The 26,089-nt window shown below is 34.3% G+C and carries 23 protein-coding genes; 11 read left to right on the top strand and 12 right to left on the bottom strand.

Going from position 1 to position 26,089, the window contains the following annotated elements; translation table 11 throughout:
- Window positions 1–52 precede the first annotated feature (52 nt).
- Both ACJJVN_RS01795 and ACJJVN_RS01790 read left to right on the top strand, forming a co-directional pair.
- On the top strand, window positions 53–820 hold the full coding sequence (locus ACJJVN_RS01795; RefSeq protein ID WP_104516497.1) for a 3'-5' exonuclease: 768 nt from the start codon (window positions 53–55) through the stop codon (window positions 818–820).
- Window positions 821–1,109: 289 nt separating this feature from the next.
- Window positions 1,110–1,868: a hypothetical protein gene (locus tag ACJJVN_RS01790; protein WP_405376954.1), complete on the top strand. Its 759-nt coding sequence runs from the start codon at window positions 1,110–1,112 to the stop codon at window positions 1,866–1,868.
- Here ACJJVN_RS01790 and ACJJVN_RS01785 read toward each other — a convergent pair.
- Window positions 1,834–3,213 (bottom strand): FAD-binding oxidoreductase, encoded by a 1,380-nt coding sequence (locus ACJJVN_RS01785; RefSeq protein ID WP_405376953.1) that lies wholly within the window; start codon window positions 3,211–3,213, stop codon window positions 1,834–1,836. The genes ACJJVN_RS01790 and ACJJVN_RS01785 overlap by 35 nt on opposite strands.
- Before the next feature lie 306 nt (window positions 3,214–3,519).
- Here ACJJVN_RS01785 and ACJJVN_RS01780 point away from each other — a divergent pair, with 306 nt between their 5' ends.
- On the top strand, window positions 3,520–4,239 hold the full coding sequence (locus ACJJVN_RS01780) for a hypothetical protein (RefSeq protein WP_405376952.1): 720 nt from the start codon (window positions 3,520–3,522) through the stop codon (window positions 4,237–4,239).
- Here the strand turns inward: ACJJVN_RS01780 and ACJJVN_RS01775 are convergent.
- Window positions 4,232–4,474, bottom strand: coding sequence for a hypothetical protein (locus tag ACJJVN_RS01775; RefSeq protein ID WP_405371060.1), 243 nt, complete (start codon window positions 4,472–4,474; stop codon window positions 4,232–4,234). The genes ACJJVN_RS01780 and ACJJVN_RS01775 overlap by 8 nt on opposite strands.
- Window positions 4,475–4,477: 3 nt before the next feature.
- Complete coding sequence (locus tag ACJJVN_RS01770) at window positions 4,478–4,954, bottom strand: SRPBCC family protein (protein ID WP_405376951.1); 477 nt, start codon at window positions 4,952–4,954, stop codon at window positions 4,478–4,480.
- A 121-nt stretch (window positions 4,955–5,075) separates the two neighbouring features.
- Between ACJJVN_RS01770 and ACJJVN_RS01765 the strand changes: the two genes are divergently transcribed.
- The 6 genes from ACJJVN_RS01765 to ACJJVN_RS01740 all read left to right on the top strand — a co-directional run bounded on the left by ACJJVN_RS01765 (window position 5,076) and on the right by ACJJVN_RS01740 (window position 15,941).
- A complete protein-coding gene (locus ACJJVN_RS01765) occupies window positions 5,076–7,055 on the top strand; it encodes a peptidylprolyl isomerase (RefSeq protein ID WP_405376950.1) in 1,980 nt (659 codons plus the stop codon).
- Window positions 7,048–7,899 carry a hypothetical protein gene (locus ACJJVN_RS01760; protein WP_405371066.1) on the top strand — a complete coding sequence of 284 codons (852 nt, stop codon included), beginning with the start codon at window positions 7,048–7,050 and terminating at the stop codon, window positions 7,897–7,899. Before ACJJVN_RS01765 ends, ACJJVN_RS01760 begins: the two co-directional genes overlap by 8 nt.
- The gene (locus ACJJVN_RS01755) at window positions 7,859–9,325 is read left to right on the top strand and encodes a peptidylprolyl isomerase (RefSeq protein WP_104516509.1); all 1,467 of its coding nucleotides are present in this window, start codon (window positions 7,859–7,861) and stop codon (window positions 9,323–9,325) included. The genes ACJJVN_RS01760 and ACJJVN_RS01755 overlap by 41 nt, the downstream gene beginning before the upstream one ends.
- A 25-nt stretch (window positions 9,326–9,350) precedes the next feature.
- The gene (locus ACJJVN_RS01750) at window positions 9,351–10,304 is read left to right on the top strand and encodes a MoxR family ATPase (RefSeq protein WP_104516511.1); all 954 of its coding nucleotides are present in this window, start codon (window positions 9,351–9,353) and stop codon (window positions 10,302–10,304) included.
- 404 nt (window positions 10,305–10,708) lie between these two features.
- Complete coding sequence (locus ACJJVN_RS01745) at window positions 10,709–13,489, top strand: bifunctional aconitate hydratase 2/2-methylisocitrate dehydratase (protein WP_104516513.1); 2,781 nt, start codon at window positions 10,709–10,711, stop codon at window positions 13,487–13,489.
- 184 nt (window positions 13,490–13,673) lie between these two features.
- Entirely contained in the window at window positions 13,674–15,941 is a 2,268-nt protein-coding gene (locus tag ACJJVN_RS01740; protein WP_405376949.1) for an aconitate hydratase, read from the top strand.
- A gap of 208 nt (window positions 15,942–16,149) precedes the next feature.
- On the opposite strand, the gene ACJJVN_RS01735 is transcribed toward ACJJVN_RS01740, so the two are convergent.
- The gene (locus tag ACJJVN_RS01735; protein WP_405376948.1) at window positions 16,150–16,728 is read right to left on the bottom strand and encodes an REP-associated tyrosine transposase; all 579 of its coding nucleotides are present in this window, start codon (window positions 16,726–16,728) and stop codon (window positions 16,150–16,152) included.
- 130 nt (window positions 16,729–16,858) lie between these two features.
- On the bottom strand, window positions 16,859–17,461 hold the full coding sequence (locus tag ACJJVN_RS01730) for a M23 family metallopeptidase (protein WP_405376947.1): 603 nt from the start codon (window positions 17,459–17,461) through the stop codon (window positions 16,859–16,861).
- 102 nt (window positions 17,462–17,563) lie between these two features.
- On the opposite strand from ACJJVN_RS01730, the gene ACJJVN_RS01725 reads away from it, so the two are divergent.
- Window positions 17,564–18,124, top strand: a complete 561-nt coding sequence (locus ACJJVN_RS01725) for a TlpA family protein disulfide reductase (RefSeq protein ID WP_405376946.1) — start codon at window positions 17,564–17,566, stop codon at window positions 18,122–18,124.
- Window positions 18,125–18,229: 105 nt separating this feature from the next.
- Window positions 18,230–18,937, top strand: a complete 708-nt coding sequence (locus ACJJVN_RS01720) for a DUF3291 domain-containing protein (RefSeq protein WP_405376945.1) — start codon at window positions 18,230–18,232, stop codon at window positions 18,935–18,937.
- On the opposite strand, the gene ACJJVN_RS01715 is transcribed toward ACJJVN_RS01720, so the two are convergent.
- Genes ACJJVN_RS01715 through ACJJVN_RS01685 form a run of 7 tightly spaced genes read right to left on the bottom strand, consistent with a single transcriptional unit; the run spans window position 18,929 to window position 25,781 of the window.
- Window positions 18,929–20,062, bottom strand: a complete 1,134-nt coding sequence (locus ACJJVN_RS01715) for a lycopene cyclase family protein (protein ID WP_405376944.1) — start codon at window positions 20,060–20,062, stop codon at window positions 18,929–18,931. The two genes, ACJJVN_RS01720 and ACJJVN_RS01715, sit on opposite strands and share 9 nt — an antisense overlap.
- The gene (locus ACJJVN_RS01710; protein WP_405376943.1) at window positions 20,041–20,658 is read right to left on the bottom strand and encodes a carotenoid biosynthesis protein; all 618 of its coding nucleotides are present in this window, start codon (window positions 20,656–20,658) and stop codon (window positions 20,041–20,043) included. The genes ACJJVN_RS01715 and ACJJVN_RS01710 overlap by 22 nt, the downstream gene beginning before the upstream one ends.
- Window positions 20,655–22,121, bottom strand: a complete 1,467-nt coding sequence (gene crtD, locus ACJJVN_RS01705; protein ID WP_405376942.1) for a 1-hydroxycarotenoid 3,4-desaturase CrtD — start codon at window positions 22,119–22,121, stop codon at window positions 20,655–20,657. The genes ACJJVN_RS01710 and crtD overlap by 4 nt, the downstream gene beginning before the upstream one ends.
- Before the next feature lie 3 nt (window positions 22,122–22,124).
- A complete protein-coding gene (locus ACJJVN_RS01700; protein ID WP_405376941.1) occupies window positions 22,125–22,571 on the bottom strand; it encodes a beta-carotene hydroxylase in 447 nt (148 codons plus the stop codon).
- A 2-nt stretch (window positions 22,572–22,573) separates the two neighbouring features.
- Window positions 22,574–23,413, bottom strand: coding sequence for a phytoene/squalene synthase family protein (locus tag ACJJVN_RS01695; RefSeq protein WP_104516533.1), 840 nt, complete (start codon window positions 23,411–23,413; stop codon window positions 22,574–22,576).
- On the bottom strand, window positions 23,413–24,873 hold the full coding sequence (locus tag ACJJVN_RS01690) for a phytoene desaturase family protein (protein ID WP_405376940.1): 1,461 nt from the start codon (window positions 24,871–24,873) through the stop codon (window positions 23,413–23,415). Before ACJJVN_RS01690 ends, ACJJVN_RS01695 begins: the two co-directional genes overlap by 1 nt.
- The gene (locus ACJJVN_RS01685; protein WP_405376939.1) at window positions 24,870–25,781 is read right to left on the bottom strand and encodes a MerR family transcriptional regulator; all 912 of its coding nucleotides are present in this window, start codon (window positions 25,779–25,781) and stop codon (window positions 24,870–24,872) included. The genes ACJJVN_RS01690 and ACJJVN_RS01685 overlap by 4 nt, the downstream gene beginning before the upstream one ends.
- Window positions 25,782–26,089 lie beyond the last annotated feature (308 nt).

Here is a 26,089-nt window from a genome sequence, read left to right as displayed (position 1 = left end):
TTGTTCCGCTTTCGCGAAAGCGGATCCTTTAAAATAAATATCCAGTATTATTATGAATTTACAACTCAACAGACCTATTTGCTTTTTTGACCTAGAAACAACAGGAACCAATATTTCTAAAGATAGAATCGTTGAGATTTCTATACATAAGGTTTTTCCTAATGGAGAAGAAAAAACGTATACTTTTAAGGTGAATCCTACTATTCCTATCCCGCCAGAAACTACTGCTATACACGGTGTAAGCGATGATATGGTTAAAGATGAACCGACTTTTAAAGAAAGAGCGCACGAGGTACATAATATTATCAAAGACTCTGACCTTGCAGGTTTCAATTCTAATAGATTTGATATACCACTTCTTGCTGAAGAGATGCTGCGCGCCGGTGTGGATTTTGATATGGGTAATCGCAATGCGATAGATGTGCAAAACATCTTTCATAAAATGGAACAACGTACACTAGTGGCTGCTTATAAATTCTACTGTGACAAAGATCTTACTAACGCACATAGTGCAGAGGCTGATACCATCGCTACTTATGAGGTTCTTAAAGGACAGTTAGATCGCTATCCAGAATTAGATAACGATATGAAATCGCTTGCAGAATTCTCTACACGTAGAAAACCTGTTGATTTTGCTGGGATGCTTGCGTTTAATGATCAAGGAGAAGAGTGTTTTAACTTCGGGAAACATAAAGGAAAAAGAATTGTTGATGTTCTAGAAAAAGAACCTGGTTACTACAGCTGGATTCAGAATGCAGATTTCCCTCTATACACAAAGAAAGTTCTTACGGCTATAAAGCTGAGAGGTTTTAATGGGTAGATTTATCCTAATAAATCAAAAAAAAGGATGTTTTTTTATAAGAGACATCCTTTTTTTTTGTTTAATTATTTGAGCTGTTTATGTGGCTAGAGTTGATTCTTTTTATCGCCTAAAAACACAAAGTCGGATAAACGGTAATTTTTAAAAAGACTATTTTATTATAGAAAAGAGGTATAATGCAGCGTTAGGTTTAGAATGTTTCTTAATAATCTTAAAGGGTAAATAAGCACTTTGTATTCATGTAATTTATATCACTTTATGACTATTTTTGTTTATTAGACAGAGGTCCATGAATAGATTAGCTAGACTATCTAAAAATAAACAGATGCTTTATATAGCAATGATTTTCATTGTTTTAAACATCATAACCATATTCTTTTTTGAGCTTATTGAATTTAGGTTAGTTAGACTCTTATCTTCAATTACCGCATTACTGTACTTTCATTTCTACATAAGTTATAAAAACAGAATTATATACAGTATTTTCATCATGTTAGTCTGTTCTGATGTTTCCATGGTTTTTTATGAGCATTATTTGGGTTTAATCACATATACTTTGTGGTCTATCGCTATTTATCTAACGTTAAGTATTTCTGCTTTGAGAAAAATACAATGGAGGCGTGTTACTAGCTTAGATTACATTGTTTTTATATTGGTTTTTCTTTTTAATATTTACATTTTAGAATTCACAGTGTCAGATATAAGGGAATTATTTGAAACTAGACTAGCTTATTATTTAATAAAGATGACTGGTTATACAGGATTGATTTCTTGTCTATTGTCTGCGTTTCTGAATGCAACGCGTCTGAGTTTTAGAACAGCTTACTTTATGTATGCTTTATTTGGTTTAATATTTTCAGATTTTGTTGCAATGCTTGCATTTTATTATAAAATTGAGCCTAAACTGTTTTTTCTAATCGATAGAGCAGCTTATTTGTTTGCATTGTTCTTTTTAGTACGACACGCTTATATGGCATATTTGCAAAAAGAAGCAGCTAAAGCGGTGGCAATACTCAAAAAATCTTCCCAGGATTCAATAAGTCTTTAGGGTCCATTAATGTTTTAAGTGATCTCATTAAAGATATTTCTTCTTTTGTTCTACATAGTTCTAGGTAATCTTTTTTGTGCGTTCCTATACCATGTTCTGCACTTACAGAACCACCTATTTCCTTTAAACCACCATAGATACAGTGGTCGATTTCTTTTTTCAGATCGACACTCAAATTCTCTTTGCCTATCATGAAATGTATATTACCATCTGCCACATGGCCAAAGGCATATACCTGCTCAACGCCATTTATTAATGCAAGCGTCTCATACCTTTCTTTTATATAAGAACCTATTAATGGTATAGGTAGACTTATATCAAAGTGTTGATCGTGTTTCATGAAGTCTACTAGATTATTAACGTCTTCTCTAATTCTAAAAAACCATTCTATATCACTAGGAGATTGCGCCATTACGGCATCTAGAATAAGATCATTTTCTAATGCGTTTTCTAAAATTTGTTGAAACTCTTCCTGGTCTTTTATTTGATCACTACCTAAGGCTTCAACTAGTACATAATAATTATAATCATAAGGTAGTGGTGGTTTTACTGCATCACTTACACTTGTCATTTGCTGATAACTGTTTTTCCAGATCAGTTCAAAGCCGCTCATTTTTCCTGCTAGATGGCTATCCATGTATTTAAGAAATTTTACCACATCTTCATATTCATCAAATGCGATATAGGCTGCATTACGGCTTTGTGGAGCTTCTTCTAGTTTAAGTATAGCTCTAGTGATAACACCTAGTGTCCCTTCACTACCTATAAATAATTGTTTTAGATCATAAGCGCTATTGTCTTTAATAATCTTTTTCATAGAAGAGATGATAGTCCCGTCTGCGGTTACTGCCTCGAGGCCTAATACAAGTTGTCTAGTCATGCCGTATTTGAGAACCCTTAATCCACCAGCGTTAGTAGAAATAATGCCACCTATTTGTGCGCTCCCTTTTGCTCCAAAATTTAAAGGGAATAAGAGGCTTTCTTCTGTAGCTGCGTTATGTATATTTTCTAGAATAACACCTGCTTGTACAGTCATAGTTCGGCTTGCTGTATCTGTTTCCTCAATTTTATTTAATCTTTCTGTAGAAATAACTACCTCGTTGCCTGTTGTCTCTGTACTACCTACTAGATTAGTTAGGCCTCCATGAACGACTATCGGCAGCTCTTGTGCATAGCAAATTTTCATGATCTCGCTTACTTGTTGCGTTGTTTCTGGTAGGAGAACGCATAGAGCATTTAATGGTTGATCCATGTGCCATATATGATGATATCGATGTGATAGATCATCAGGCCCTAAAATCTGATCTGATTTTAAAATGGTAGTGAATAAGGAGGTAATAGACATTTGAGAAAAGTAATTAAATAAACGGAAAATCTATGAAACGTATGAAAATATAATATAGTTTCAAATCTAAAGTTTATTAATTAAAACAAGACTCTTTAGAATACTCTATAGTTCAATTAAAATCAAGCTTATCTATTAAGTTTGTATATTTCATTATAAAATTTTAATGACTATAGAGTGTGTAATAAATCTTTATCAACGTTTAATCTTTAAAATAGGTTTTTAAACGATGTTTAATTCAGGTTTTATATGTAATTTACCACACAAAGGATTAATAATTTATTTTTGTCCAAAAGGAATTAATAGTTGCCTAGCAAGTTTTTACATAAAGAATTTATAGTAATAATAGCAACCTTATTGTTATTAAACTTTGCTTCCGTTTATATTGAAGATTTATCTTTGATAAGATGGAGTAGGTTATTAACAAGTGTTGTGGGGTGCGGTTATTTGGTGTCTAGGTATAAAATATATTTAATACCCAGATTTCTATTAGGTACATTATTATTAGTGCTTACCGATGTTTTTTACATCTATCTCAATTTCACAGTAACGCATCTACTGTATTTAGTAGCTTCTACGGCGGCATTTTTATTGTTTGTTATTTCTATTAATCAATTTATTAAATGGAAATCAATCAGTAAGACTACCGTATTACTTTTAATTTTAACTAATGCAGGGTTGTATTATTTCTTAAACTACTTATTAGAAATTGTAGTTCTAGATATAGAGGGCTGGCTATTGCATCTGTATAATATTTATGCGATAACAGGAATGATATATTGTTCTATTACAATAATATCATTTTTACAAGTAGATGACCGTACAGGAAATGGTAATTATCTATATATATCATTCGGCTTTTTACTGTCTAACACTTTTCTTCTAGTGGCCTTTTACAGCGATATCATAGATTTTTATTACCTCACTCGTATTTTCTATCTTTTAGTATGGGGATCTTTAGTCCATTTATTGGGGAGACGAGCAGTTGAGCATTTTTCTAAATTAGAAGTGAATAAACTTAATTAGACGGTTGCCATAATTGTCCGCGGTGTGGTTTTAGTGCATCTCGCACTGCTGGCATGAATAACTCTTCTAGCGCTAGAAATGCTATAAAATGATTCTTATTTATTTGTTCCGTACCAGTTGCTAGAGATTCTACTTTATTTTCCTTTACATATTCATCTAGATGAATAAGATGGTGAGCTGCAGTTTTTTGAGCATCAGGACCCTTAAAATCCCAAATTAATTTTAGTTGTCTCATAAATTAGTATTGCTTTACTGGTATTTTACTTTCTGCAAATATCTTAAAATCTTTCATGTGTTGATAGGTTTGGTTAGTAAAGAGTTGTGGTCTTGTTTTAGCTATTACTCTCATCATACCTGTAAATTTAAAAATGCTGGTAGCGTTCCATAGGGTAGATTTTACTACTTTGTTTTTTATGATAGTTTCGCTTTCGCGAAAGCGATTACTCTGTAAGTTAAGTACACCACTAGTACGGTAAGTGGCTTCCCAGAGATGTGGCAAGTCTACAGCAGTAATCTCTTCTTTCATGTTAATAATAGCACCGCTTACCATAATTTTCATATCACGAGTGCTACCTACTTTTCCGGGCTCGCCAGATAGAGGTCTTGAGCTTACTAACCCTTTTTGCCAGTGTTGAAAAAAGTCTTCATTTTTAAATAGTTCCATCACCTGATTAATGGGTAAAAGTATCTCGATTACATTCTCACTTTTTATCATGGAAGAGCAGTCGTAAAATGCATCTAAAACTTATACGGTAACCTTAAAATAATTGCTAGTTTCTAGCGTTTTGAAAGGCAATCTTAAATAACTATTTTTGCAATCCTTGAAAAGGAACTATATGAAGTATATAAGTAGTCTATTATTGATAAGTGTTTTTTTTCTGACGGTAAAAGCAACGGCACAAGACATAGGAGATAAAACGTTGCTTACCATAGATGGTACAGATTATGACGCTGGAACATTTATGAAGTTTTACTTTAAAAACATAGATATAGTACAAGATGAAGATCAAAAAAACATTGATAATTATCTCGATCTTTATATTGATTATCGTCTTAAATTGCAGCAGGCTTATAGCCTAGATTTACATAAAAAAGAAGATTACCTTAAAGAAATAGAGAGCACTCGTTCTAGTATTGCACAGGCATATTTAACTGATAACGAGGTGTCAGATCAGTTAGTGAGAGAGGCCTATGAGCGAGGTAATAAAGAGGTAAATGCAAGTCATATTCTCATAAAAGTAGATCGTGCAGCTTCACCTGCAGACACGTTAAAGGCATGGAATAAAATCCATGATGTCGAACAAGAATTAAAAGATGGTGCTAGTTTTTCTTCTCTAGCAAGAACTAAAAGTGAGGGCCCTAGCGCAGGTAATGAAGGTAATCTAGGCTGGTTCGGTTCTTTTAGAATGGTATATGAATTTGAAAATGCTGCATTTGAAACAGAAAAAGGCAGTTTTTCTAAACCATTTAGAACAGACTTTGGCTATCATATAGTTTATGTTAATGATACAAGACCTAACCCTGGTGAGTTAACAGTGGCGCATATCATGGCTTTTGATAAAAAAGATTCTGATAGTAAAAATGCTCAAGAGCGTATTCTAGAGATTTATAAACAGGTACAATCGGGCAAAGATTTTAAACAATTAGCTCGTGAATTCTCTGACGATGGTAATAGCGCTGCTCGTGGTGGTAAATTAAATAAATTTGGCACAGGTGGTGTGGACGAGGTGTTTGCAAACGCTGCGTTTGCATTGAAAAATGTAGGAGATTATAGTGAGCCTATAAAAACTAAATTTGGCTGGCACATTATTAAATTGTTAGAAAAACATCCTGTTAAATCTTATGATGATTTAAAAAAGGAGTTAGAGAATAAAATTAAAAAATCTCCAAGATCTAGAAAAATAACAGAAGGCTTTATAAATAAATTAAAGACCCTCTATAACATAGAAGGTCAAAATGCGTTGCCAAAAAACGTGTATACGATGGTAAACGATACGTTACTACTTTCTGGAAAGTATAAATTTGATGATCAGCTAACAGGTCTGGATCAAAAGCTATTTACTATCAACGAGGTTTCTTATAAAATAGGAGATTTCTTAAAGTATGTAGAAACTAAAATGGCTAAGGATTTTAAACCTTATCCATCTAAGAAAGCAAAGTTAGATGCCTATTGTACAGAATATAGCAATGATCAAATAATGTCTTACTACGATAAAAATCTAGAGAGAGATAATAAAGAATTTAGATTTTTGTACAATGAATTTAAAGAGGGTTTTCTAGTCTTTGATCTCATTGAGACAGAAATATGGAACAAGGCAAAAAACGATTCTATAGGTTTAAACGAATATTTTAATAATCACCGAGAGGATTATAAATGGAAACGAAGACTAGACATCGTATTAACTCAAAATGTGTCTCGTGATATAGCTGAAAACGTACGTCAGCAGCTCATTAAAAAAGTAGCGATAGATGATATAAAAAGCATATTAAATATCGATAATAAGACTCAAGTTATTGTTTCTAGTGGAGAGGTAGAAGAAACTTATAATAGGTTGCCAGATAATTTTGAAATAAAACTGGGAGTTTCTTCTGTTTATCACGATGCCGGCGATAGCTTTTATAAGGTGATAGATGTTAAAGGAATTAAAGAGCCTACAAATAAAACACTAGAAGAGGCTAGAGGTAGTGTGGTAAACGACTACCAGCAAGAACTAGAAAAGAACTGGTTAGATAATTTAAGAAATGGCCATCAAATTAAGGTGAGTAAAAAAGTGTTTAAAAAAGTAAAAAAAGCAATAGAAAATCAACTTGATTAAAAGATTTATATACATATTAATAGCAGCTAGTCTAGCATCCTGTCAGTTTTTTGAAAAAGAAACAGAGCCAGACGCTGTAGTTAGTTTAGGAAAGCATTATTTAGATAAAAGTGATGTAATGCGCATCCTGCCATCTGATTATACCGTGGCAGATAGCACAAGAATTATGGATGCTTATATCAATAAATGGGCTACAGATTATCTGTTGTTAGATAATGCTCGAGATAATATAGGTCAAAACCGCCAGCAAGAATTAGAAGAGTTAGTAGAGAATTATCGTGTAGAATTATATGCTCAAGAATATTTAAAAGATCTAACTAAGCAAAATCTGGATACTATAATTTCAGAAAATCAAATTAAAGCATTTTATGAATTACGTAAAGAAGACTTTAAATTAAATGAAGATTTAGTACAGTTTAGATACCTGCAATTAGATCCTCTTAACACTGATTTGCAAAAAATAACTAAATGGTTCAATAAAGGAGATGTACCTTCGTTGAGAAAGATCGATAGTTTAAAATTATCGTACCGCAATTACTTTTTAAATGATAGCATATGGGTTAAAAAGAGCCATCTTTTTGACGCCATGAATGTAATCAACCCTGTAAATGAAAAGTTATATATAAAAGAGAATAAAATTTGGAAACTAGAAGATAGTCTTGGTGTATATTTGGTGCGCTTCAATAAAGTGCTCAAACGCGGTGATCGTGCGCCTTTATCTTATGTTAAGCCTACAGTAAAACAGGTTTTGCTCAATAAAAGCAAGCTTGCCTATATTAAAAAATTAGAAAAAGATTTATTAAATGACGCTATTAACAGTGATAAACTTAAAATCAACAATTAAATACCTAGGTGTTTTTATCGTTCTCGCTTTCGCGAAAGCGGTAACCGCACAAACAACTACGACAGATAATGATGTTGTAGATGTAGATAACCAGATCGTTGCAGAAACTCTAGCCGCTATGGATAGTGTAAAACCTGTAAAGAAACGATTCCTTATAGAAGGTGTCGCTGGTGTGATAGGAGATTATGTAATCTTAGGATCTGATATTGTAAGTGCTAAGCAGCAAGCAAATAGACAGTCTGGAATAGCTAATATTTCAAATTGTGAATTAATGGAAAGCCTACTGTCAGAAAAAATGTATGCCCACCATGCAATTCAAGATAGTATAACCATAAGCGATCGTGAGATAGAAGGTAGAACAGAGCAAACTATTCAATATTTTAAGAATGGTTTACAGACTACTGATGAGCAAAAAGTAGCCGATTTCTATAAAAAGGATAATATAGCTCAGGTAAGAGAAGCTCTTAATAGATTAAATCGTGATGTATTGCTAGCACAGCGCATGCAAGAAAGAATTACAGAGCAGGTAGAGATTACACCAGAAGAAGTGCGTGAGTTTTTCAGTAAAATATCTGAAGAAGAATTGCCTCTTTTTAATACAGAAGTAGAAATGGCGCAAATAGTCGTTATTCCTGAGGCTGAACAAAGTGAAATAGATATAGTCGTTAATAAACTTAAAGAATATAGAGAAGATGTTCTTGATAATGGTGCAGATTTTGCCGCAAAGGCAACTCTTTATTCTGATGATACTGGGACAGAACGTGCTGGTGGTGTTTTAGAATTACAAAGATCTAGTCCATTTGTAAAAGAATTTAAAGATCAAGCATTTTCATTAAGAGAAGGAGAAATCAGTGAGCCTTTTGAGACTCAATTCGGCTGGCACATTCTTTATGTAGAGAAAGTTATAGGACAGATAAGACAGGTGAGACACATTCTATTAATACCATATATATCGGTAAGTCAGATAGAAAAAGCAAAAGCAGAATTAAATGCTATGCGTGATCGTATCATTCTTAAGGAGATCGAATTTGGCGAGGCTGCAAAAGAAATAAGTGACGAAGAAAGAACAGCTCAAAATGGTGGTAAAATTATTAATCCTAACACAGGAACTGGTAGAGTAGAGATCACTAGACTTGAGTCTGATATGGCATCCACATTACAATTTCTTGAAAAAGGAGATGTAAGTGGTATTATAGAAGAAAAAAGTCCAACAGGAGCAAAATCTTTTAAGCTAGTTTATGTTATCGATAAAATTCCAGACCATAAAGCAAATTATGCTCAAGATTATTTAAAGATTAAGGATCTTGCATTAAAAGATAAGCAAGTAAAAGCTATCAATAAATGGCGTAATGAAAAAATAGCCGATACTTATATTAAAATAGGATCAGAATATAATGAGTGCGATATTCTGAATGCCTGGAACTAAATAGTTAATAAACCAACCCCACCACATGTCAGATGTAGCTGCGATTGATAACCTGGTAAAAAAACATCAGGAACTTAAAAAAGAAATAGCCAAAGTAATAATAGGTCAAGAGAACGTAATCAATGAAATATTGATTTCTATTTTCTCTGGTGGTCATGCACTTCTAGTAGGTGTTCCAGGACTGGCTAAAACTTTAATGGTTAATACGATATCGCAAGCTCTAGGATTAGATTTTAAACGTATACAGTTTACACCAGATTTAATGCCTAGTGATATTTTAGGAAGTGAAATTCTCGATGAGAATAGAACGTTTAAATTCATTAAAGGACCTGTGTTTACTAACATAATCCTTGCAGATGAGATTAACCGTACACCACCTAAAACTCAAGCAGCTCTTCTAGAAGCGATGCAAGAGAAATCTGTAACAGTTGCTGGTCATAAGTATAAGTTAGATGCACCTTATTTTGTACTGGCTACACAAAACCCTATTGAGCAAGAAGGTACTTACCCATTGCCAGAAGCACAGTTAGATAGATTTATGTTTTCTATCTTTTTACAATATCCTTCTTATCAAGAAGAAGTGGATGTAGTAAAGGCGACTACTAGTGATAAAAAACCGGTGATAAATGCACTGTTCACGGCAAAGGAAATAGTAGATTTTCAACAACTAGTAAGGCGCATTCCTGTTGCAGATAATGTTATTGAGTATGCAGTTAAATTAGTGGGTAAAACGAGGCCTAAAAGTGATGAGGCTCCAGAAATTATTAAGCAATATATAGATTGGGGTGCCGGTCCTAGAGCATCGCAAAATTTAATTCTAGCTGCAAAAACACATGCTGCGGTTAACGGTAAATACAGTCCAGATATTGAGGATGTAAAAGCGGTTGCTACAGGTATCTTAAGACATAGAATTATTAAAAATTACAAAGCAGAAGCGGAAGGTCATACAGAAGAAAGTATTATCGCGCAGATTCTATAATCAGTTTTCTGACTTAAATTATAAAAAAGCACCTTTTACGAGGTGCTTTTTTTATATTCAATATTATTTAATAGCGGTATAAGCATAAACAATTACGCTTTCGCGAAAGCTAAAATACTACTATCGATATAGTTATTTATCAAATTGATAATTTAAGGTTGTTTAAATTGTCAATTTGATAAAATCTATCCTTTTAAAACCTCGCTATTTTGATAATGTCTAAACTACTGTGATACTGTGTTAAACTTTCATTTAACGGCTCATTTTTGTAGCTTCGCAATCCATTAAAAATGATAAATTATTTTTATGATTATGGCTTCTGATGATAGACTGTCAGTAAGAAAAAGTTTACATCATAAAGACATATCTTAATTTACATTGAACCGAATACTATTATAAAATATATGAATACTTATAAGAACTATCTTCAGCAAATTGAAGACCGAAAAGAACAAGGACTTCACCCACAACCTATAGATGGAGCTGAATTATTAAGCGAAATTATATCGCAAATTAAAGACGTAAATAACGAGTTTAGAGAGCAGTCTCTTAACTTTTTTATCTATAATGTTTTACCAGGTACGACTAGTGCTGCTGTTGTTAAAGCTAAGTTTTTAAAAGAAATTATTTTAGGTCAGGAAGCGGTAAAAGAAATTACACCAGCTTTTGCTTTTGAACAATTATCTCATATGAAAGGTGGACCTTCTGTAGAGGTTTTATTAGATCTTGCTTTAGGTAATGATGCTCAAATTGCTCAAGATGCTGCCAAAGTTTTAAAAACTCAAGTATTCTTATATGAAGCAGATACTGAAAAGTTAGAAAAAGCTTTTAACGATGGTAATGCTATTGCTAAGGAACTTATAGAGAGCTATGCACAGGCAGAGTTTTTTACTAAGTTACCAGATGTAGAAGAAGAAATAGAGATCGTAACTTTTGTTGCAGGTGTAGGTGATATCTCTACAGATTTATTATCCCCTGGTGCAGACGCGCATTCAAGATCAGACCGTGAATTACATGGTCAGTGTATGTTTGAGCATAATAAAGACATGCAGAATGAATTGTTAGCTTTAAAAGAGCAACATCCTGATAAAAGAGTGATGTTAATCGCTGACAAAGGAACTATGGGAGTAGGTTCTTCTAGAATGTCTGGTGTGAATAATGTAGCGCTATGGACTGGTGTTCCTTTTAGTCCATATGTACCGTTTATTAATTACGCTCCAGTAATCGCAGGTACTAACGGTATTGCACCTATTTTCTTAACTACCGTAGGAGTAACTGGTGGTATAGGTATCGATTTAAAAAACTGGGTTAAGCAAAAAGATGCAGACGGTAATACGATAGTCGATGAAGATGGTGAGGCTATTCTTAAAGAAGAATATTCTGTAGCTACTGGTACGGTTCTTACTATCAATACAAAAACCAAGAAATTATATAACGGAGATAAAGAATTAAAAGATATCTCTACAGCTTTAACTCCACCTAAAATGGAGTTTATCAAAGCTGGTGGGTCTTATGCAGTTGTTTTTGGTAAAAAATTACAAACCTTTGCTTGTAAAGTTTTAGATATAGACGTTCCTCAAGTATATGCTACTGCAAAAGAAGTATCTGTAGAAGGACAAGGTTTAACTGCAGTTGAAAAAATATTCAATAAAAATGCAGTAGGTTCAACACCAGGAAAAACGTTACACGCTGGTTCTAATGTAAGAGTAGAAGTAAACATTGTAGGTTCTCAAGATACTACTGGTTTAATGACCTCTCAAGAATTAGAAATGATGGCAGCGACTGTTATTTCTCCTATCGTTGATTGTGGTTATCAATCTGGTTGTCATACAGCTTCTGTATGGGATGATAAGTCTAAGGCTAATATCCCTAGATTAATGAAGTTCATGAACGACTTCGGATTAGTAACAGCACGTCACCCAGAAGGGAAGTATCATGCAATGACAGACGTTATTCATAAAGTACTTAATGACCTTGCAGTTGATGACTGGGATGTTATTATCGGTGGAGATTCTCACACTCGTATGGCAAAAGGTGTTGCCTTTGGAGCAGATTCAGGAACCGTTGCCTTAGCTCTTGCTACAGGAGAGGCTACTATGCCTATTCCAGAATCAGTAAAGGTTACCTTTAAGGGAGAAATGAAATCTTACATGGACTTCCGTGATGTAGTGCATGCTACTCAAGAGCAAATGTTAGATCAATTTGAAGGAGAAAACGTTTTCCAAGGAAAGATTATTGAAGTACATATTGGTACCTTAACTTCTGATCAAGCATTTACGTTTACAGACTGGACAGCAGAGATGAAAGCAAAAGCTTCTATCTGTATTTCTGAAGATGAGACTTTAATTGAATCGTTAGAAATATCTAGAGATCGTATTCAGATTATGATTGATAAGGGTATGGATAACCCAAAACAAGATCTTAAAGGTCTAGTTGATAAAGCAAATAACCGTATTACTGAGATTAAAACAGGTGTGAAGTCTGCTTTAAAGCCAGATGGAGATGCAAAGTATTATGCTGAAGTAGTTATCGATTTAGATAAGGTTGTAGAGCCTATGATAGCAGATCCAGATGTAAATAATGAAGACGTTTCTAAACGTTATACGCATGATAATATTAAACCACTATCTTATTATGGTGGTACTAAGAAAGTAGATTTAGGTTTTGTAGGGTCATGTATGATTCATAAAGGAGATATGCAAATCTTAGCTCAGATGTTAAAGAATATCGAGAGACAACAAGGAAAAGTAGTGTTTAATGCACCTCTAGTTGTGGCTCCTCCTACATACAATATCGTAGATGAATTAAAAGCAGAAGGAGACTGGGATGTTTTAGTTAAATATTCAGGTTTTGAATTTGATGATAACGCGCCTAAAGGACTAGCGCGTACTAAGTATGAAAATATGTTATACTTAGAGCGTCCAGGTTGTAACCTTTGTATGGGTAACCAAGAAAAGGCAGAGCCAGGTGATACGGTAATGGCTACTTCTACTCGTTTATTCCAAGGTAGAGTGGTAAGAGATACAGATGGTAAAAAAGGTGAGTCTTTATTATCTTCTACTCCAGTAGTTGTATTATCTACAATTTTAGGAAGAACACCTACAATGGAAGAATATGAAGCAGCAGTTGAAGGTATAGTTTTAACTAAATTCAAGCCTTCTACTAAGAACTTAGTTGTTGCTTAAAACAACAAACTATTTAATAGAATTAAAGCCTGAATCATTAGATTCAGGCTTTTTTGATTACTATTATTTCTACTTGTTATTAATTTTAACTATCAGTGCAGTGGTCAATTTTATATTTATATTATAAATAGTACTTCTATAATTTTGTATATTTAAAACACTAATAAAACTAATAATATACCTTATGGCATTTGATATCGATATGATTAAGAAAGTGTATAGTGAGATACCGTCTCGTGTTAATAAAGCTCGAGAACTAACTGGTAAGCCTCTTACACTCGCTGAGAAGATTTTGTATTCACACCTTTGGGATGGAATTCCAGGAAAACCCTTCACTAGAGGAAAAGATTACGTGGATTTTGCACCAGATCGTATCGCATGTCAAGACGCCACTGCACAAATGGCTTTATTGCAATTTATGCAAGCTGGTAAAACAGAAGTTGCTGTACCTACCACAGTACATTGTGATCACTTGATCCAAGCAAAAAACGGCGCTAGTTCTGACCTTCAAAATGCTTTGAATACTTCTAACGAGGTTTTTAATTTTTTAGAGTCCGTATCAGATAAATATGGTATCGGTTTTTGGAAACCAGGAGCAGGTATCATTCATCAAGTAGTCCTTGAAAACTATGCATTCCCAGGAGGTATGATGATCGGGACAGATTCTCACACCGTAAATGCTGGTGGATTAGGAATGGTAGCTATAGGTGTAGGTGGAGCAGATGCTGTAGACGTTATGGCAGGAATGGCTTGGGAATTAAAATTCCCTAAACTTATAGGTGTTAAACTAACTGGTAAATTATCAGGTTGGACAGCGCCAAAAGATGTAATTCTTAAAGTAGCTGAAATCCTTACCGTAAAAGGTGGTACAGGCGCAATTGTAGAATATTTTGGTGATGGTGCTGCAAACCTTTCTTGTACAGGAAAAGGAACAATTTGCAACATGGGAGCAGAGATAGGAGCAACGACTTCTACATTTGGGTATGATGCCTCAATGGAACGTTACCTGCGCGCAACTGATAGAGCTGATATTGCAGACGCTGCAAATGAAGTTAAAGAATATCTTACTGGTGATGATGAGGTGTATGCAAACCCAGAGCAATATTTTGATCAAGTAATTGAAATCGATTTAGATACCTTAATGCCCCATTTAAATGGGCCATTTACTCCAGATCTAGCGACTGAAGTTGGTTCTATGAATGAAAAAGCAACTGAAAATGGCTGGCCACTTAAAGTAGAATGGGGACTTATAGGTTCTTGTACGAACTCTTCTTATGAAGACCTTTCTCGTGCAAGCTCGATAGCACAACAAGCAATTGATAAAAAATTAAAAACTAAAGCAGATTTTGGTATAAATCCTGGATCAGAAAAAGTGCGTTACACGACAGAACGTGACGGTATTTTAGGAATATTTGAAAATCTAGATGCTAAGATATTCACCAATGCTTGTGGGCCATGTATCGGTCAGTGGGCACGTTATGAAGATCCCAAAAACGCGCCCAAAAACTCTATCATACATTCATTTAATAGAAACTTTGCAAAGCGTGCCGATGGAAATCCTAACACACATGCCTTTGTAGCATCACCAGAAATGGTTGCTGCCATTGCTATAGCAGGTAGACTAGACTTTAATCCTATCACGGATAAGTTGATTAATGAAGATGGAGAAGAAGTAATGCTAGACGAGCCTACAGGATGGGAGTTGCCTCCTAAAGGTTTTGAAGTAAAAGATGATGGTTACCTAGCTCCACAAGAAGATGGAAGTGGTGTGGAGATAAAAGTTAGCGAAGACTCTGATCGTCTTCAATTATTAGAACCATTTACACCTATTGGGACAGATGTTTCTGAAGCAAAATTATTGATCAAAGCATTTGGTAAATGTACCACAGATCACATTTCTATGGCAGGACCATGGTTGCGTTATAGAGGTCACTTAGATAATATTTCAAACAACTGTTTAATAGGTGCTGTAAATGCCTATAATAAGCAGACTAACTTTGTTAAGAATCAGTTAGATGGCGAGTATGGAGCTGTACCAGCAACTGCCAGAGCTTATAAAGCAGCAGGGATCCCTTCAGTAGTAGTGGGAGATCACAATTATGGAGAAGGATCTTCTCGTGAACACGCTGCAATGGAACCACGTCACCTAGGTGTAGTTGCGGTTATTGTAAAATCATTTGCACGTATTCATGAAACGAACTTGAAAAAACAAGGAATGTTAGGTCTTACGTTTGCAAACGAGGCAGACTATGACTTGATCCAAGAAGATGATAACTTCAACTTTGTAGATCTTGCAGACTTCACGCCAGATGTGCCATTAACCATTGAGGTAACTCATGCAGACGGTTCTAAGGATACCATAAAAGTTAATCATACCTATAATGCTGCTCAAATTGAGTGGTACCGTAAAGGAAGTGCATTGAATAAAATTAAAGAAGATAACGCTGCTTAATACCACGTTTTCTATTATATTAAAATGCCTCTTGAGATTTCAAGAGGCATTTTTGTTTGTTGTAGTTCCGCTTTCGCGAAAGCGGAATAAATTTAAAGACATTTTTAAAGATCAAATTTTAATCTTCTGGTTCTCTCGTCGCGCGCGTTTGCAACGCGTTCGTTTTAATTAAGCATTTGCAATGCGATTCACAAAGTTAATTCAACTTTTAATACCATTTAGTAATTTCAACATTACTAGTTCCATCATCTAGATATGCACTAGCACTACTATGAATCCAATGGCGTTCTTCCTTCACATAACCTGCTTCTATAGGATTGTAATGGATGTAGTTAAAAGCGGCTTCTAACTTTTTAACTCTATCCATTATTTTAGGATGAAAGCCATCTTGCCAAACTTTATAATTAGAATGTCTTTTGGACTTATCAGCGAGAAAAGAAAAAGTACCTAACAACCACTCTTTGCGACTTTCTCCAGGTTCATTGATAGCAACAATTATTTTTTTAGAAGTGAACTTTTTAAGATCTCTAATAATATCATTTATTGGTTTACCAGTAGTTCCTACTATCATGTGTACATGACTGGGCATTATGACATAGGGATAAACAATAAGTCCTTTTTCTTTAATACAATGATTTAATGAGTCCTCTAAAACATGAATGTATCGATCTCTAGTGAATATATCAATCCATTTTACAACCGTTAATGTGATAAAATAATTTTCTTCTTGATCTTTTACTTTGTATCGTTCCGACATAGTAGCAAGATAGCTTATTGTGAATCGCATTACAAATGCTCAGCTTGTTGAGAACGCGTTGCAAACGCGCGCTACAAAAAAAAAGCTTTTTGAGAAACCAAAAGGCTTTTTTGTTGATTGTTGTATTCGCTTTCACTATGCCTTGCAACCTGACTTAATTTCATCGATGGTCCTTAATGAACTTAGTTGGATTCAAATAACCTTCCGTAGTTTCGGAATAACCACCACCGATATGCATTTCTAGGCTATCTCTAATTTCAAAATGTAAGTGTGCGAGGTAAGCACCATTTGCAGTTCCTATAGTACCTGTTTGATCTCCACGTTTAATGATGCTATCTGTTGAAACTAAAATTTGATCGCAATGAGCATAAAGTGATTCTATATAAGTACTGTCTGGTAATTTATGTGATATCCTAATTACTTTTCCCCAACCGCTGCCTATATCTTTTGCAAAAGTGACTTGACCATTTGCTATTGCATATATAGGGTCTCCTAAATCTGAATCGCCACCAGTTATAGCATTCCAGTCATCACCTAAATGATCGTTTTCACTAAATTTTTGTGCATTGTAGTATCCCTTTGCATTTGGTTTGCCTACCGGATAATCAAAATGAGTTGCAGTCGGAATCGATTTCTTACGTTCTACTATCAATTCTTTTTTTATAACAACAGTTTCATGTATAACGGAAATAGGTTCTTTGTCACTATCAGATTGTTTACAAGAAAGTAAAAACAGTACTATTACTATCAATATGTGTTTCATTATTTAAAAGGATGGTTCATATTTACAACAGTAAATTAACGATTTTAATTGTACAGCCATTTATCTTTGTTAGCTAAGTAATAGCAATCTATAGAATAGTTTATGAAAAAGCTTTCTCTCAGTAATATAATTTTTATTGTTGTAATAGCATTACTTATTATTCCTCAAACTAGAAAGCCTATTCAGGTAGCGCTTCAAAAAATAAGAGTACAGTTGTTTTCTCCTACTAAGTTAGATAAAGAAGATCAACAACAGCTTGAGCCTTTTACTTATCATTTGAGAACGCTCGATGGAATTTCCAAAGGAATTGAAATAGGACAAGGACGTGTGACTTTTATAAGTTATTGGGCGACATGGTGTCCTCCTTGTATTGCAGAATTTCCTAGTATCGATAAATTGTTTAAAGATTATGGTAATGAAATAGATTTTCTTTTAATTACTAATGAAGATCCAGAAATAGTAAAACGATTTTTAAAAGAAAAAGAGTTTGATATACCAGTTGTGTTACCACAAATGAATACACCTGAAGAACTTTATGAATCTAGCATACCTACCAGCTATATTATAGATGCAACAGGTAAAGTTATAATTAAAGAACAAGGTGCGGTAGACTGGAATAGTACCGAAATAAGAGAAGTAATAGATCAGTTGATTATCAATTAATGAAGGCAGACTTATAAAAGACGGTGCTATAAGTTTTTATTTCCAAATATTAATTTACCACAACATTTTATTCATTTAAAGTAAGAGGCATCTATCTTTGTTCTTATGTCTCAACAAATCACAACGCTTACTTTTTTTAAATATCCTAGCTTTAAACAAAAAGTTTGGGCTTTTGGAATGATGCAATTTACACACGGTCCATTAAAAAAGACAGCTGGACTAGAGTTCTATAAGTTGTTAGGTTCAGGAAAGGAGAATTTTGATCCAAAACCAGACTGGAGTGTTTATGGATTATTACAAGTATGGGAGAATGAAGAGTCTGCAAAAAGCTTTTTTGCCAATTCAAATTTATACAGTAGATACTTAAAGCACAGTTCTAATGAGCTTACTTTCTATATGAAATGTATAAAAGCGCATGGACAGTGGTCTAAGAAAAATCCGTTTAAGGTGAGTGAGAACTTAGATGAATATAACGAGTTTATAACCGTTATTACTAGAGCCACTATTAAACTAAATATGCTTAAGAAGTTTTGGGATTATGTGCCTAAATCACAAGTAGATTTAATTGATAACCCTAACTTACTATTCACTGCAGGAGTAGGAGAACGACCAGTAACTCAAATGGCTACTTTCAGCCTTTGGAACGACGCAAGAGCTTTAAAGAAATTTGCTTACCGCAGTCAGAATCATAGACATGCAGTACAACAAACACAGGCATTGCAATGGTATAAAGAAGAGTTATTTACTAGATTCCAACCCTATAGTATTAAAGGAACATGGGCAGATTTTGAAATACCTCAAAGCTTAAAATAACTTTTTAAAGAAAGCACTTAAAAATGGTACTGATGTCATGGGCAGCATAATACCTAGCTCCTGACTTAAACTAGTCTCTTGGTCTAGAAAACTGAATATAGTCTGTATCTTGTTTTTTCTATATAAAGTATGAAAAACCTCAGGTCCTCGAGCATTATAACTGTGTAATACATCGAGCATGATATCATCATAAAAGCGAAATTTCTTAGAAATCATACCATGATTCAGCTCTCGTTTTAAAATAATATTATCTACTAATTGTGCTGCTTTTTTCTCACTCATTTTAAAACTATAACCAGTAGATGGTTTTACCCAACCACCAGCGGTGCCTATTTTTAAGTGGTTTTTTCTATGGTGCTGCTCAAATTTATAGGAGGTCATAGGTATAACACCTTGCTCTGTTTTTTCAATAGAAAAGTTAGTAAGCTGCAAGTACTTTGCAATATATTCTTGGAGATACTTTTCATAAGTATCATCGCTTACCACATCTTTAGAAAAATAGGTAAATTCTATAAGAGCTTGTGTTGTAGAATAAGGTAAGACGTAGGTAAAGCTAGTCGTGCCAGCATCTCTTAATCTATAATCCATCATGGTAAACACCTCTGGATCAAAAGTAGGTCGCTCTGTTTTAATCACCCAACCCTTAAAATGTTGCTGTAAAGTTGTGGCTTCAGTATCTTTAAAAAACTTGGGATCTATACGACTGTCTAAAACTATAGAAGCGTTGATAGTAGCTTGTTCACAAACTATCTTTTTAATCTCGGCGCCGGACACGCTTTGAACTTTCTCTTCAATTAAAGTGTAATTAGATTTTTGTTGTAATTCCGCTTTCGCGAAAGCGATAAAATCACGACTCTCAATAGTCTTGTACACATAAGGATCGAGATCGAGAGGTATAAAATCATCAGGCATTATATAGCTGCCTTTTTTCCAATTGTGAGAGATTAAATGATCCCATTTACCATTTCCTTTTTCCCAAAAAGACCAAGTTTTATCTAACGACAAAGCCTTAAAATCATCTATAATAACGATGTTAAGATCGGTTTTACGGCGCAGTAATTCTTGCACAATGTGGCTGCCAGCGCACCCCATGCCTATTATGGCTATATCGTAATGACTATCCATAGACCTATTGCAAAAAGTAGTTGTACACCATATAAATGATAAGAAAGAATTTTATTTCCTTTAAGTTTAAAATGTAACGCTATGGCATGTAAAATAGCAGCTACCACATACCAGCAAATATAGTTATACCAGCCGGCACCATTTTTAAAATGCCAGAATCCAGCAAAATCACATATTTGTTCTAGAAAGAAATCTAGACCTACCATAAGTGCCGCGCCACTAGCTATAATGGCTATAGGTGATGTAAAAAACTTCTTTGAAATAACATGTGTGGTAAAGGTAAGCAAAGCCCAGTTGACACCTATTAGTACAGGGATTCCATCTATTTTAGGACCAAAATTTATACCGTAATAATAATCACCGAATAAGCTACCTGTATGCACACCTATCCATTCTACGAGAATGCCGGTGAACATAAAAGCGATAAATAACAGTACAGCCTTACGTGATTCTATCTTGAAAAAGAATATCAATAGAAATAACAAGTAAATCATCGTAAACGGTGACTTAGGTAAGAAAAAATCTTTATATCCTAAAGCGATGCCTATAATGGCAGCTATATGAATGATCCATAAAAAGATGATTGCTATTCTCATGAATTAGCTTTAGAGATAAGGTCTGATGTGATTTGTGCGCTTAACAGGCATAAGGGAATACCACCGCCTGGATGCACAGATCCACCTACGTGATACAGATTTTTAACCCTTTTATTAAAATTAGGATGTCTTAAAAATGCAGCAAATTTATCATTACTAGCTGCGCCATAAAGAGCACCACGATAAGAACTAGTATTAGCCTCGATACCTTGAGGTGTCAGGATATATTCTGTTTTAATATGATTTGAAATATTTACACCTAGACATTTTTCAACTTTTTTGATAATGTCCTGTTTTGCTTCTTGCACGATTTGTTCCCAGTCCTGACCATAATCTCCAGGTGCGTTAATCATCACAAACCAATTTTCATGTCCTGCAGGAGCGTCTTCTTGTGATTCTTTACTAGTTATATTAATGTAAACAGTAGGATCTTTTGACAAGGTCTTGAGCTCAAATATATGTTCAAATTCTGTATGATAATCTTCAGAAAATAGAATGTTGTGCAGGTCCAGTTCTGAGAAAACTCTATCGATTCCCCAATAAAAAATAAGTGCACTGCTAGATCGCTCTTGCTGGAGTGTCTTTTCTGGAGCCTTGATATCCTTCATTAAATTGCGATAGGTAGGATAAATATCCATGTTGGAAACAACGAGATCTGCTTCATAAGTTGCACGATCTGTTGTGATGCCTGTTACTTGATTATCGAGGTGATTGATATGAGTTACGCTTTCGCGAAAGCGGAATTCTATTCCCACCTTTTCACCCATTTCAAACAATGATTGTGAAATGCTGTGCATACCACCGTGCGGATAATAGGTGCCTAGACCCAATTCTAAATGAGGAATCATACTCATAATACCAGGTGTCTGATAAGGAGAAGATCCATTATAAGTGGCATATCTATTAAATAGCTGAGTCAGTTTGGGGTTTTTGAAAACTCGGTTTTCCTGATCTAGTGTATTTGAAATCCCTAAAAAAGGGGTGTTGATCAAAGCTTTTACCGTGTCCATTGACAGATAAGTAGATGCTTTGTGAAGTGATTTTTCTAAGAATAGACTTTTGGTAAGATTGTATTTCTTTTTGCTTTTTTGAAGATAGGAGTATAGCGTTTTCTCATTTTCATTAAATATGGCAGCCGCAGTACCGACAAATTCTTGTGAATCTGTACTGGCTTTAAAAACGGTGCCGTCTTCCCAAAAATAATGACAAGCTATTTGTTTAGAACGGTAAGAAAATAAGTTTTCATGTTCTGGAAACAGTTGTAATAAATCGTCAATAAGGTGAGGTAATGTGAATAAAGATGGACCTAAATCAAATCGATATCCATCTTGATCTATGGCATGTAATTTACCACCTGCATAGTCATTTTTTTCAATTACTATAACATGATAGTCTTGTTTTTTAAGCCTTAATGCTATGGCAAGACCACCTATTCCAGCGCCTATAACTATGGCTGTTTTCATAAATTATTTAAAATACTTGAACGGGACAATTAGCATACCGAAGTTTTCACCATCTTCTTTACCCAAGTGCTTGTGGTGCATTTTATGAGCACGTCGCAATCCTTTGGCATATTTGTTATTTGCTTTACGCAACCACTTAAAACGTTGATGTATAAAAACATCGTGCACCACAAAGTATGCAATACCATAAGCTAGTATACCAGCACTTAAAGGCAACGTCCACCAGATGTCATAAAAACTATGGACTAGTTTTAAACCTATGCTTATTGCAGCATAAAAGACAAAAAAGAAGTCGTTTTTTTCAAACCAGCTATCGTGTTGTTTATGATGGTGATCTTCATGCAGGTTCCATAAAAAACCGTGCATGACGTACTTGTGCATCCACCAGGCATTAAATTCCATGATGCAAAATGTGGCAATAAATATGGCTATCCAGTATAGTACATCCATGTTTAGATCATATTGAGTTTATAGGCCATATAGCCTTTGGACAATAAAAATATTTTCTCGTAGTTAGGCACGCGTATTCTTGCGTTTCTAATTTCTTTAGAAGGAGTGCGTTCTAATCTAGTAAGAAGTCTTCTATAATATGTGTATGCGGTATAAACTCCTAATTTTGCTTCTATAGGTAATCTTTGAATACCTTTGAGACCAGCATCAAAGTCTTCCTTTATTTCCTGAATAAGTCTGGCTTTGTCCTCTTCACTTAAATCATGAAGATCTGTATTTGGGAAATAGCTTCTTTCTAGCGTGTCAAGATCTGCTTTAAGGTCTCTCAAAAAGTTCACCTTTTGAAAGGCACTACCTAATCTCATGGCGTCATCTTTAAGATCGTTGTACTTCTCCATATCACCTTTTACAAAGACTTTTAAAGACATAAGTCCTACGACGTCTGCGCTTCCATAGATGTAATTTCTATATTCTTCGTCAGTTAGATAAATGGATTTATCTAGATCCAGACGCATACTGTGAATAAAGGCACCATACATATCTGGTGTAATATCGTATTTATTAACTGTTTCTTGAAACGAGTTAAGAATAGGATTTAGGCTGATCTTATCGTCGACAGCTCTTTTTACATCTTCTTCAAAACGATCTAACAAGTCACGTTTATCATAATCGTGGAAGGTGTCCACGATCTCGTCTGCAAATCTTACAAATCCATAAATATTATGGATATCCTGACGTATGCTAGGTCCTAACATTTTACTGGCTAGTGAAAATGATGTGCTGTAATTATGTGTTACAGCTCTACTGCATTCTCTTGAAACTTTATCAAATAAGCTTTTCATTAGTGGTCATTTTTTTTAATAAGTTCAGCTGCTAGTTTTCCAGATATAAGTGACGGTGGCACTCCAGGACCTGGTACTGTTAACTGACCTGTAAAATATAGGTTTTTTACTTTGCGACTTCTTAAATTAGGTCTAAGAAAAGCAGTTTGTAATAAAGTGTTTGCCATTCCATAGGCATTACCTTTATAGCTATTATACTCTGATATAAAATCATTAACACAAAATGATTCTTTAAATATAATATGATCTGTTACATTTTGTTCTGTTCGCAATTCAAATCTTTTCATGATTTTATTGAAATACTCTTCTCTTAATTCTGGAGTATCTTCTAAATCTGGTGCTAGCGGAATAAGGAAAAAACCATTCTCGCAGCCTTCTGGTGCTGTAGAAGGATCTGTTAGGGACGTGAAATTTGCATAAAACAAAGGTTCTTCTGGCCACTTAGGGTCTTCGTATATTTCATTTGCATGTTTTGTAAAATCAGTGTCAAAGAATAAATTGTGATGATCTATATTCTTTAACTTCTTATCAAAACCTACATAAAAGATCAATGAGCTAGGAGCAAAAGTCTTTTTATCCCAATAGGATTCAGAGTACTGTCTGTGTTTTTTAGGCAATAGTGTTTCAGAGTGATGATAGTCAGCACCAGAAAGAACAATAGGGTAAAGGTGTTTTTGTCCTTTAGTAATTAGTCCTTCTATTCTACCTTTTTCATCAACAAGAATCTCTTCTATAGGACTCTCTGTATTAATTACTACACCTAGATCCTCGGCAAGTTTTTTCATAGCTAGAATTACTTCATACATACCACCTTTAGGATGCCATGTACCTAGACCGAAATCTGCATAGTTCATGAAGTTATAAAAACTAGGTGTGTTTTGTGGTGTAGCCCCTAGAAATAAAACAGGAAATTCTAATATACTAACTAATTTAGGGTTAGTAAATTTCTTTCTTACATCTTTAGAAACGTTGCCTATAAAAGCTCCTACTTTTTGAGCAGTTTGTGGGGTAATTAATTCTAGTGGAGACTCTCCAGGTCTATAAACAAGATTTTTAATCGCGATCTCATAGTTTTCCTCAGCCTTAGACATAAATTGTTGTAAAGGTTTTGAACTACCTTTTTCTACTTTTTCAAAAGTAGATTTAATGTCTTCTAGATTATCTGCTATTTCAATTTTATCATCTTCAAAAACAACAGAGTATGCAGGGTTAAGCTTATCTAACTGATAATAGTCAGAAGGTTTTTTATTAAAATCTGCAAAGAATCTCTCAAAAATATCTGGCATCCAGTACCATGATGGACCTATGTCAAAGGTAAAACCATCCTTAACAAGCCTGCGCGCTCTACCACCGACAGTGTCGTTCTTTTCATAGATAGTAACTTCGTAGCCGTCTCTTGCTAGATAACAAGCTGCTGCAAGTGATGAAAACCCAGATCCTATAACTGCTACTTTGTTCATGCTTCTACTAATTGAGGTATATTATTTATAACGTCTGATATGCCTTTAAAGACCTTATGATTATCAGATAACTGTTCTGATTTTATTTTTTGAGCCATTTGTCCTAAAATCCAAAGTTCTATATCACTATCTCGGTTCACTTTACGGTTAAATTTCTTTAAGAAAGATGGCAGCTCTTTTTCTACAGGTTGTACAGTTACGTAGGTTATATACGTAGGATTAACACCTTTGTTTTTGAAGAAAGGCAAATCATCTAGTATCATGCTGGCACCTAGGTAAATAGTTTTATGGCCTCTTTTTAATAACTCATAATTTAAGAATAATAATCCTAGATCATGCATTTCATTTTCAGGTAGAAATAGGACATAAACACTGTCGCTATCATTTTTAGATCGATATTGAACTTTCTCTAAATTGATAAGAACCTTTTGTTTAATCAAATGACTGATAAAATGTTCATGCGCAATATTGATAGTTTTAGACTGCCATAAGAAACCTAATTCCTCTAGAAAGGGAATGAACAAATCATAGAAAACACCTGTAAAACCTACCTCTTGCAGTACAGAGTCATAAACTCTACTGAACATGGTCTGGTCAAAGTTAACCATCGCAAGTTTTAACTCTTGTATGGCGTGGTCGTTTTTATTATTTCTTATAGCTAGATTACGCACCTGATTTTCAATATCACTGCCCGTTAAACTAGCAATTGTAGAAATTTTTATACCAGCATTTTTAAGATAGCTAACATTTAAAATCTTGCGCAATGCACTGAGGTCATAAGTTCTTATATTAGTTTCTGTTCTGTCTGGTTCTAATAGATTGTATCGTTTCTCCCAGATTCTTATCGTGTGAGATTTGATACCACTCAAATTCTCTAGGTCTTTAATACTGAACTTACTTTTTATCAAAACTAATTTGTTTACTTATTACTCGGTAAAGTTAAACAAAATTACTTATCACGAACTAAATTGATATTTAATTAACTATTAAAGTAAATTATTGATAAACTATATGCGATTCATTTTTATTGATTCTGCATGAACTGGTTTTCTGTTTAGAGTAAAAAAGGCCTTGCTATATAATTAGGTGCAGTGATGGTTTTGAATTCGCTTTCGCGAAAGCGTAACTCAATTAGTAACTATAGTCGTCTAACTGTACTTTTTAAGCAAATGCTCTATGTATAATGAAGGTCTAGCCTCGTACTAGAGGAGTCCTA

Source organism: Nonlabens sp. Asnod3-A02 (assembly GCF_045063755.1).
Classification (GTDB): Bacteria; Bacteroidota; Bacteroidia; order Flavobacteriales; family Flavobacteriaceae; genus Nonlabens; species Nonlabens xylanidelens.
The sequence above is the reverse complement of the archived record's forward strand: the minus strand, read 5'-3'. Positions and strand labels throughout refer to the sequence as shown.

Bases quoted from the DNA above. Each gene is read 5' to 3' on its own strand.
- ACJJVN_RS01730 (WP_405376947.1), bottom strand. From the start codon at position 17,461: ATGAAACACATATTGATAGTAATAGTACTGTTTTTACTTTCTTGTAAA.
- ACJJVN_RS01700 (WP_405376941.1), bottom strand. From the start codon at position 22,571: ATGGATGTACTATACTGGATAGCCATATTTATTGCCACATTTTGCATC.
- ACJJVN_RS01695 (WP_104516533.1), bottom strand. From the start codon at position 23,413: ATGAAAAGCTTATTTGATAAAGTTTCAAGAGAATGCAGTAGAGCTGTA.
- ACJJVN_RS01690 (WP_405376940.1), bottom strand. From the start codon at position 24,873: ATGAACAAAGTAGCAGTTATAGGATCTGGGTTTTCATCACTTGCAGCA.
- ACJJVN_RS01790 (WP_405376954.1), top strand. From the start codon at position 1,110: ATGAATAGATTAGCTAGACTATCTAAAAATAAACAGATGCTTTATATA.
- ACJJVN_RS01785 (WP_405376953.1), bottom strand. From the start codon at position 3,213: ATGTCTATTACCTCCTTATTCACTACCATTTTAAAATCAGATCAGATT.
- ACJJVN_RS01775 (WP_405371060.1), bottom strand. From the start codon at position 4,474: ATGAGACAACTAAAATTAATTTGGGATTTTAAGGGTCCTGATGCTCAA.
- ACJJVN_RS01715 (WP_405376944.1), bottom strand. From the start codon at position 20,062: ATGGATAGTCATTACGATATAGCCATAATAGGCATGGGGTGCGCTGGC.
- ACJJVN_RS01750 (WP_104516511.1), top strand. From the start codon at position 9,351: ATGTCAGATGTAGCTGCGATTGATAACCTGGTAAAAAAACATCAGGAA.
- ACJJVN_RS01720 (WP_405376945.1), top strand. From the start codon at position 18,230: ATGTCTCAACAAATCACAACGCTTACTTTTTTTAAATATCCTAGCTTT.
- ACJJVN_RS01765 (WP_405376950.1), top strand. From the start codon at position 5,076: ATGAAGTATATAAGTAGTCTATTATTGATAAGTGTTTTTTTTCTGACG.
- ACJJVN_RS01745 (WP_104516513.1), top strand. From the start codon at position 10,709: ATGAATACTTATAAGAACTATCTTCAGCAAATTGAAGACCGAAAAGAA.
- ACJJVN_RS01770 (WP_405376951.1), bottom strand. From the start codon at position 4,954: ATGATAAAAAGTGAGAATGTAATCGAGATACTTTTACCCATTAATCAG.
- ACJJVN_RS01735 (WP_405376948.1), bottom strand. From the start codon at position 16,728: ATGCGATTCACAATAAGCTATCTTGCTACTATGTCGGAACGATACAAA.
- ACJJVN_RS01795 (WP_104516497.1), top strand. From the start codon at position 53: ATGAATTTACAACTCAACAGACCTATTTGCTTTTTTGACCTAGAAACA.
- crtD (WP_405376942.1), bottom strand. From the start codon at position 22,121: ATGAAAACAGCCATAGTTATAGGCGCTGGAATAGGTGGTCTTGCCATA.
- ACJJVN_RS01725 (WP_405376946.1), top strand. From the start codon at position 17,564: ATGAAAAAGCTTTCTCTCAGTAATATAATTTTTATTGTTGTAATAGCA.
- ACJJVN_RS01755 (WP_104516509.1), top strand. From the start codon at position 7,859: ATGACGCTATTAACAGTGATAAACTTAAAATCAACAATTAAATACCTA.
- ACJJVN_RS01740 (WP_405376949.1), top strand. From the start codon at position 13,674: ATGGCATTTGATATCGATATGATTAAGAAAGTGTATAGTGAGATACCG.
- ACJJVN_RS01710 (WP_405376943.1), bottom strand. From the start codon at position 20,658: ATGAGAATAGCAATCATCTTTTTATGGATCATTCATATAGCTGCCATT.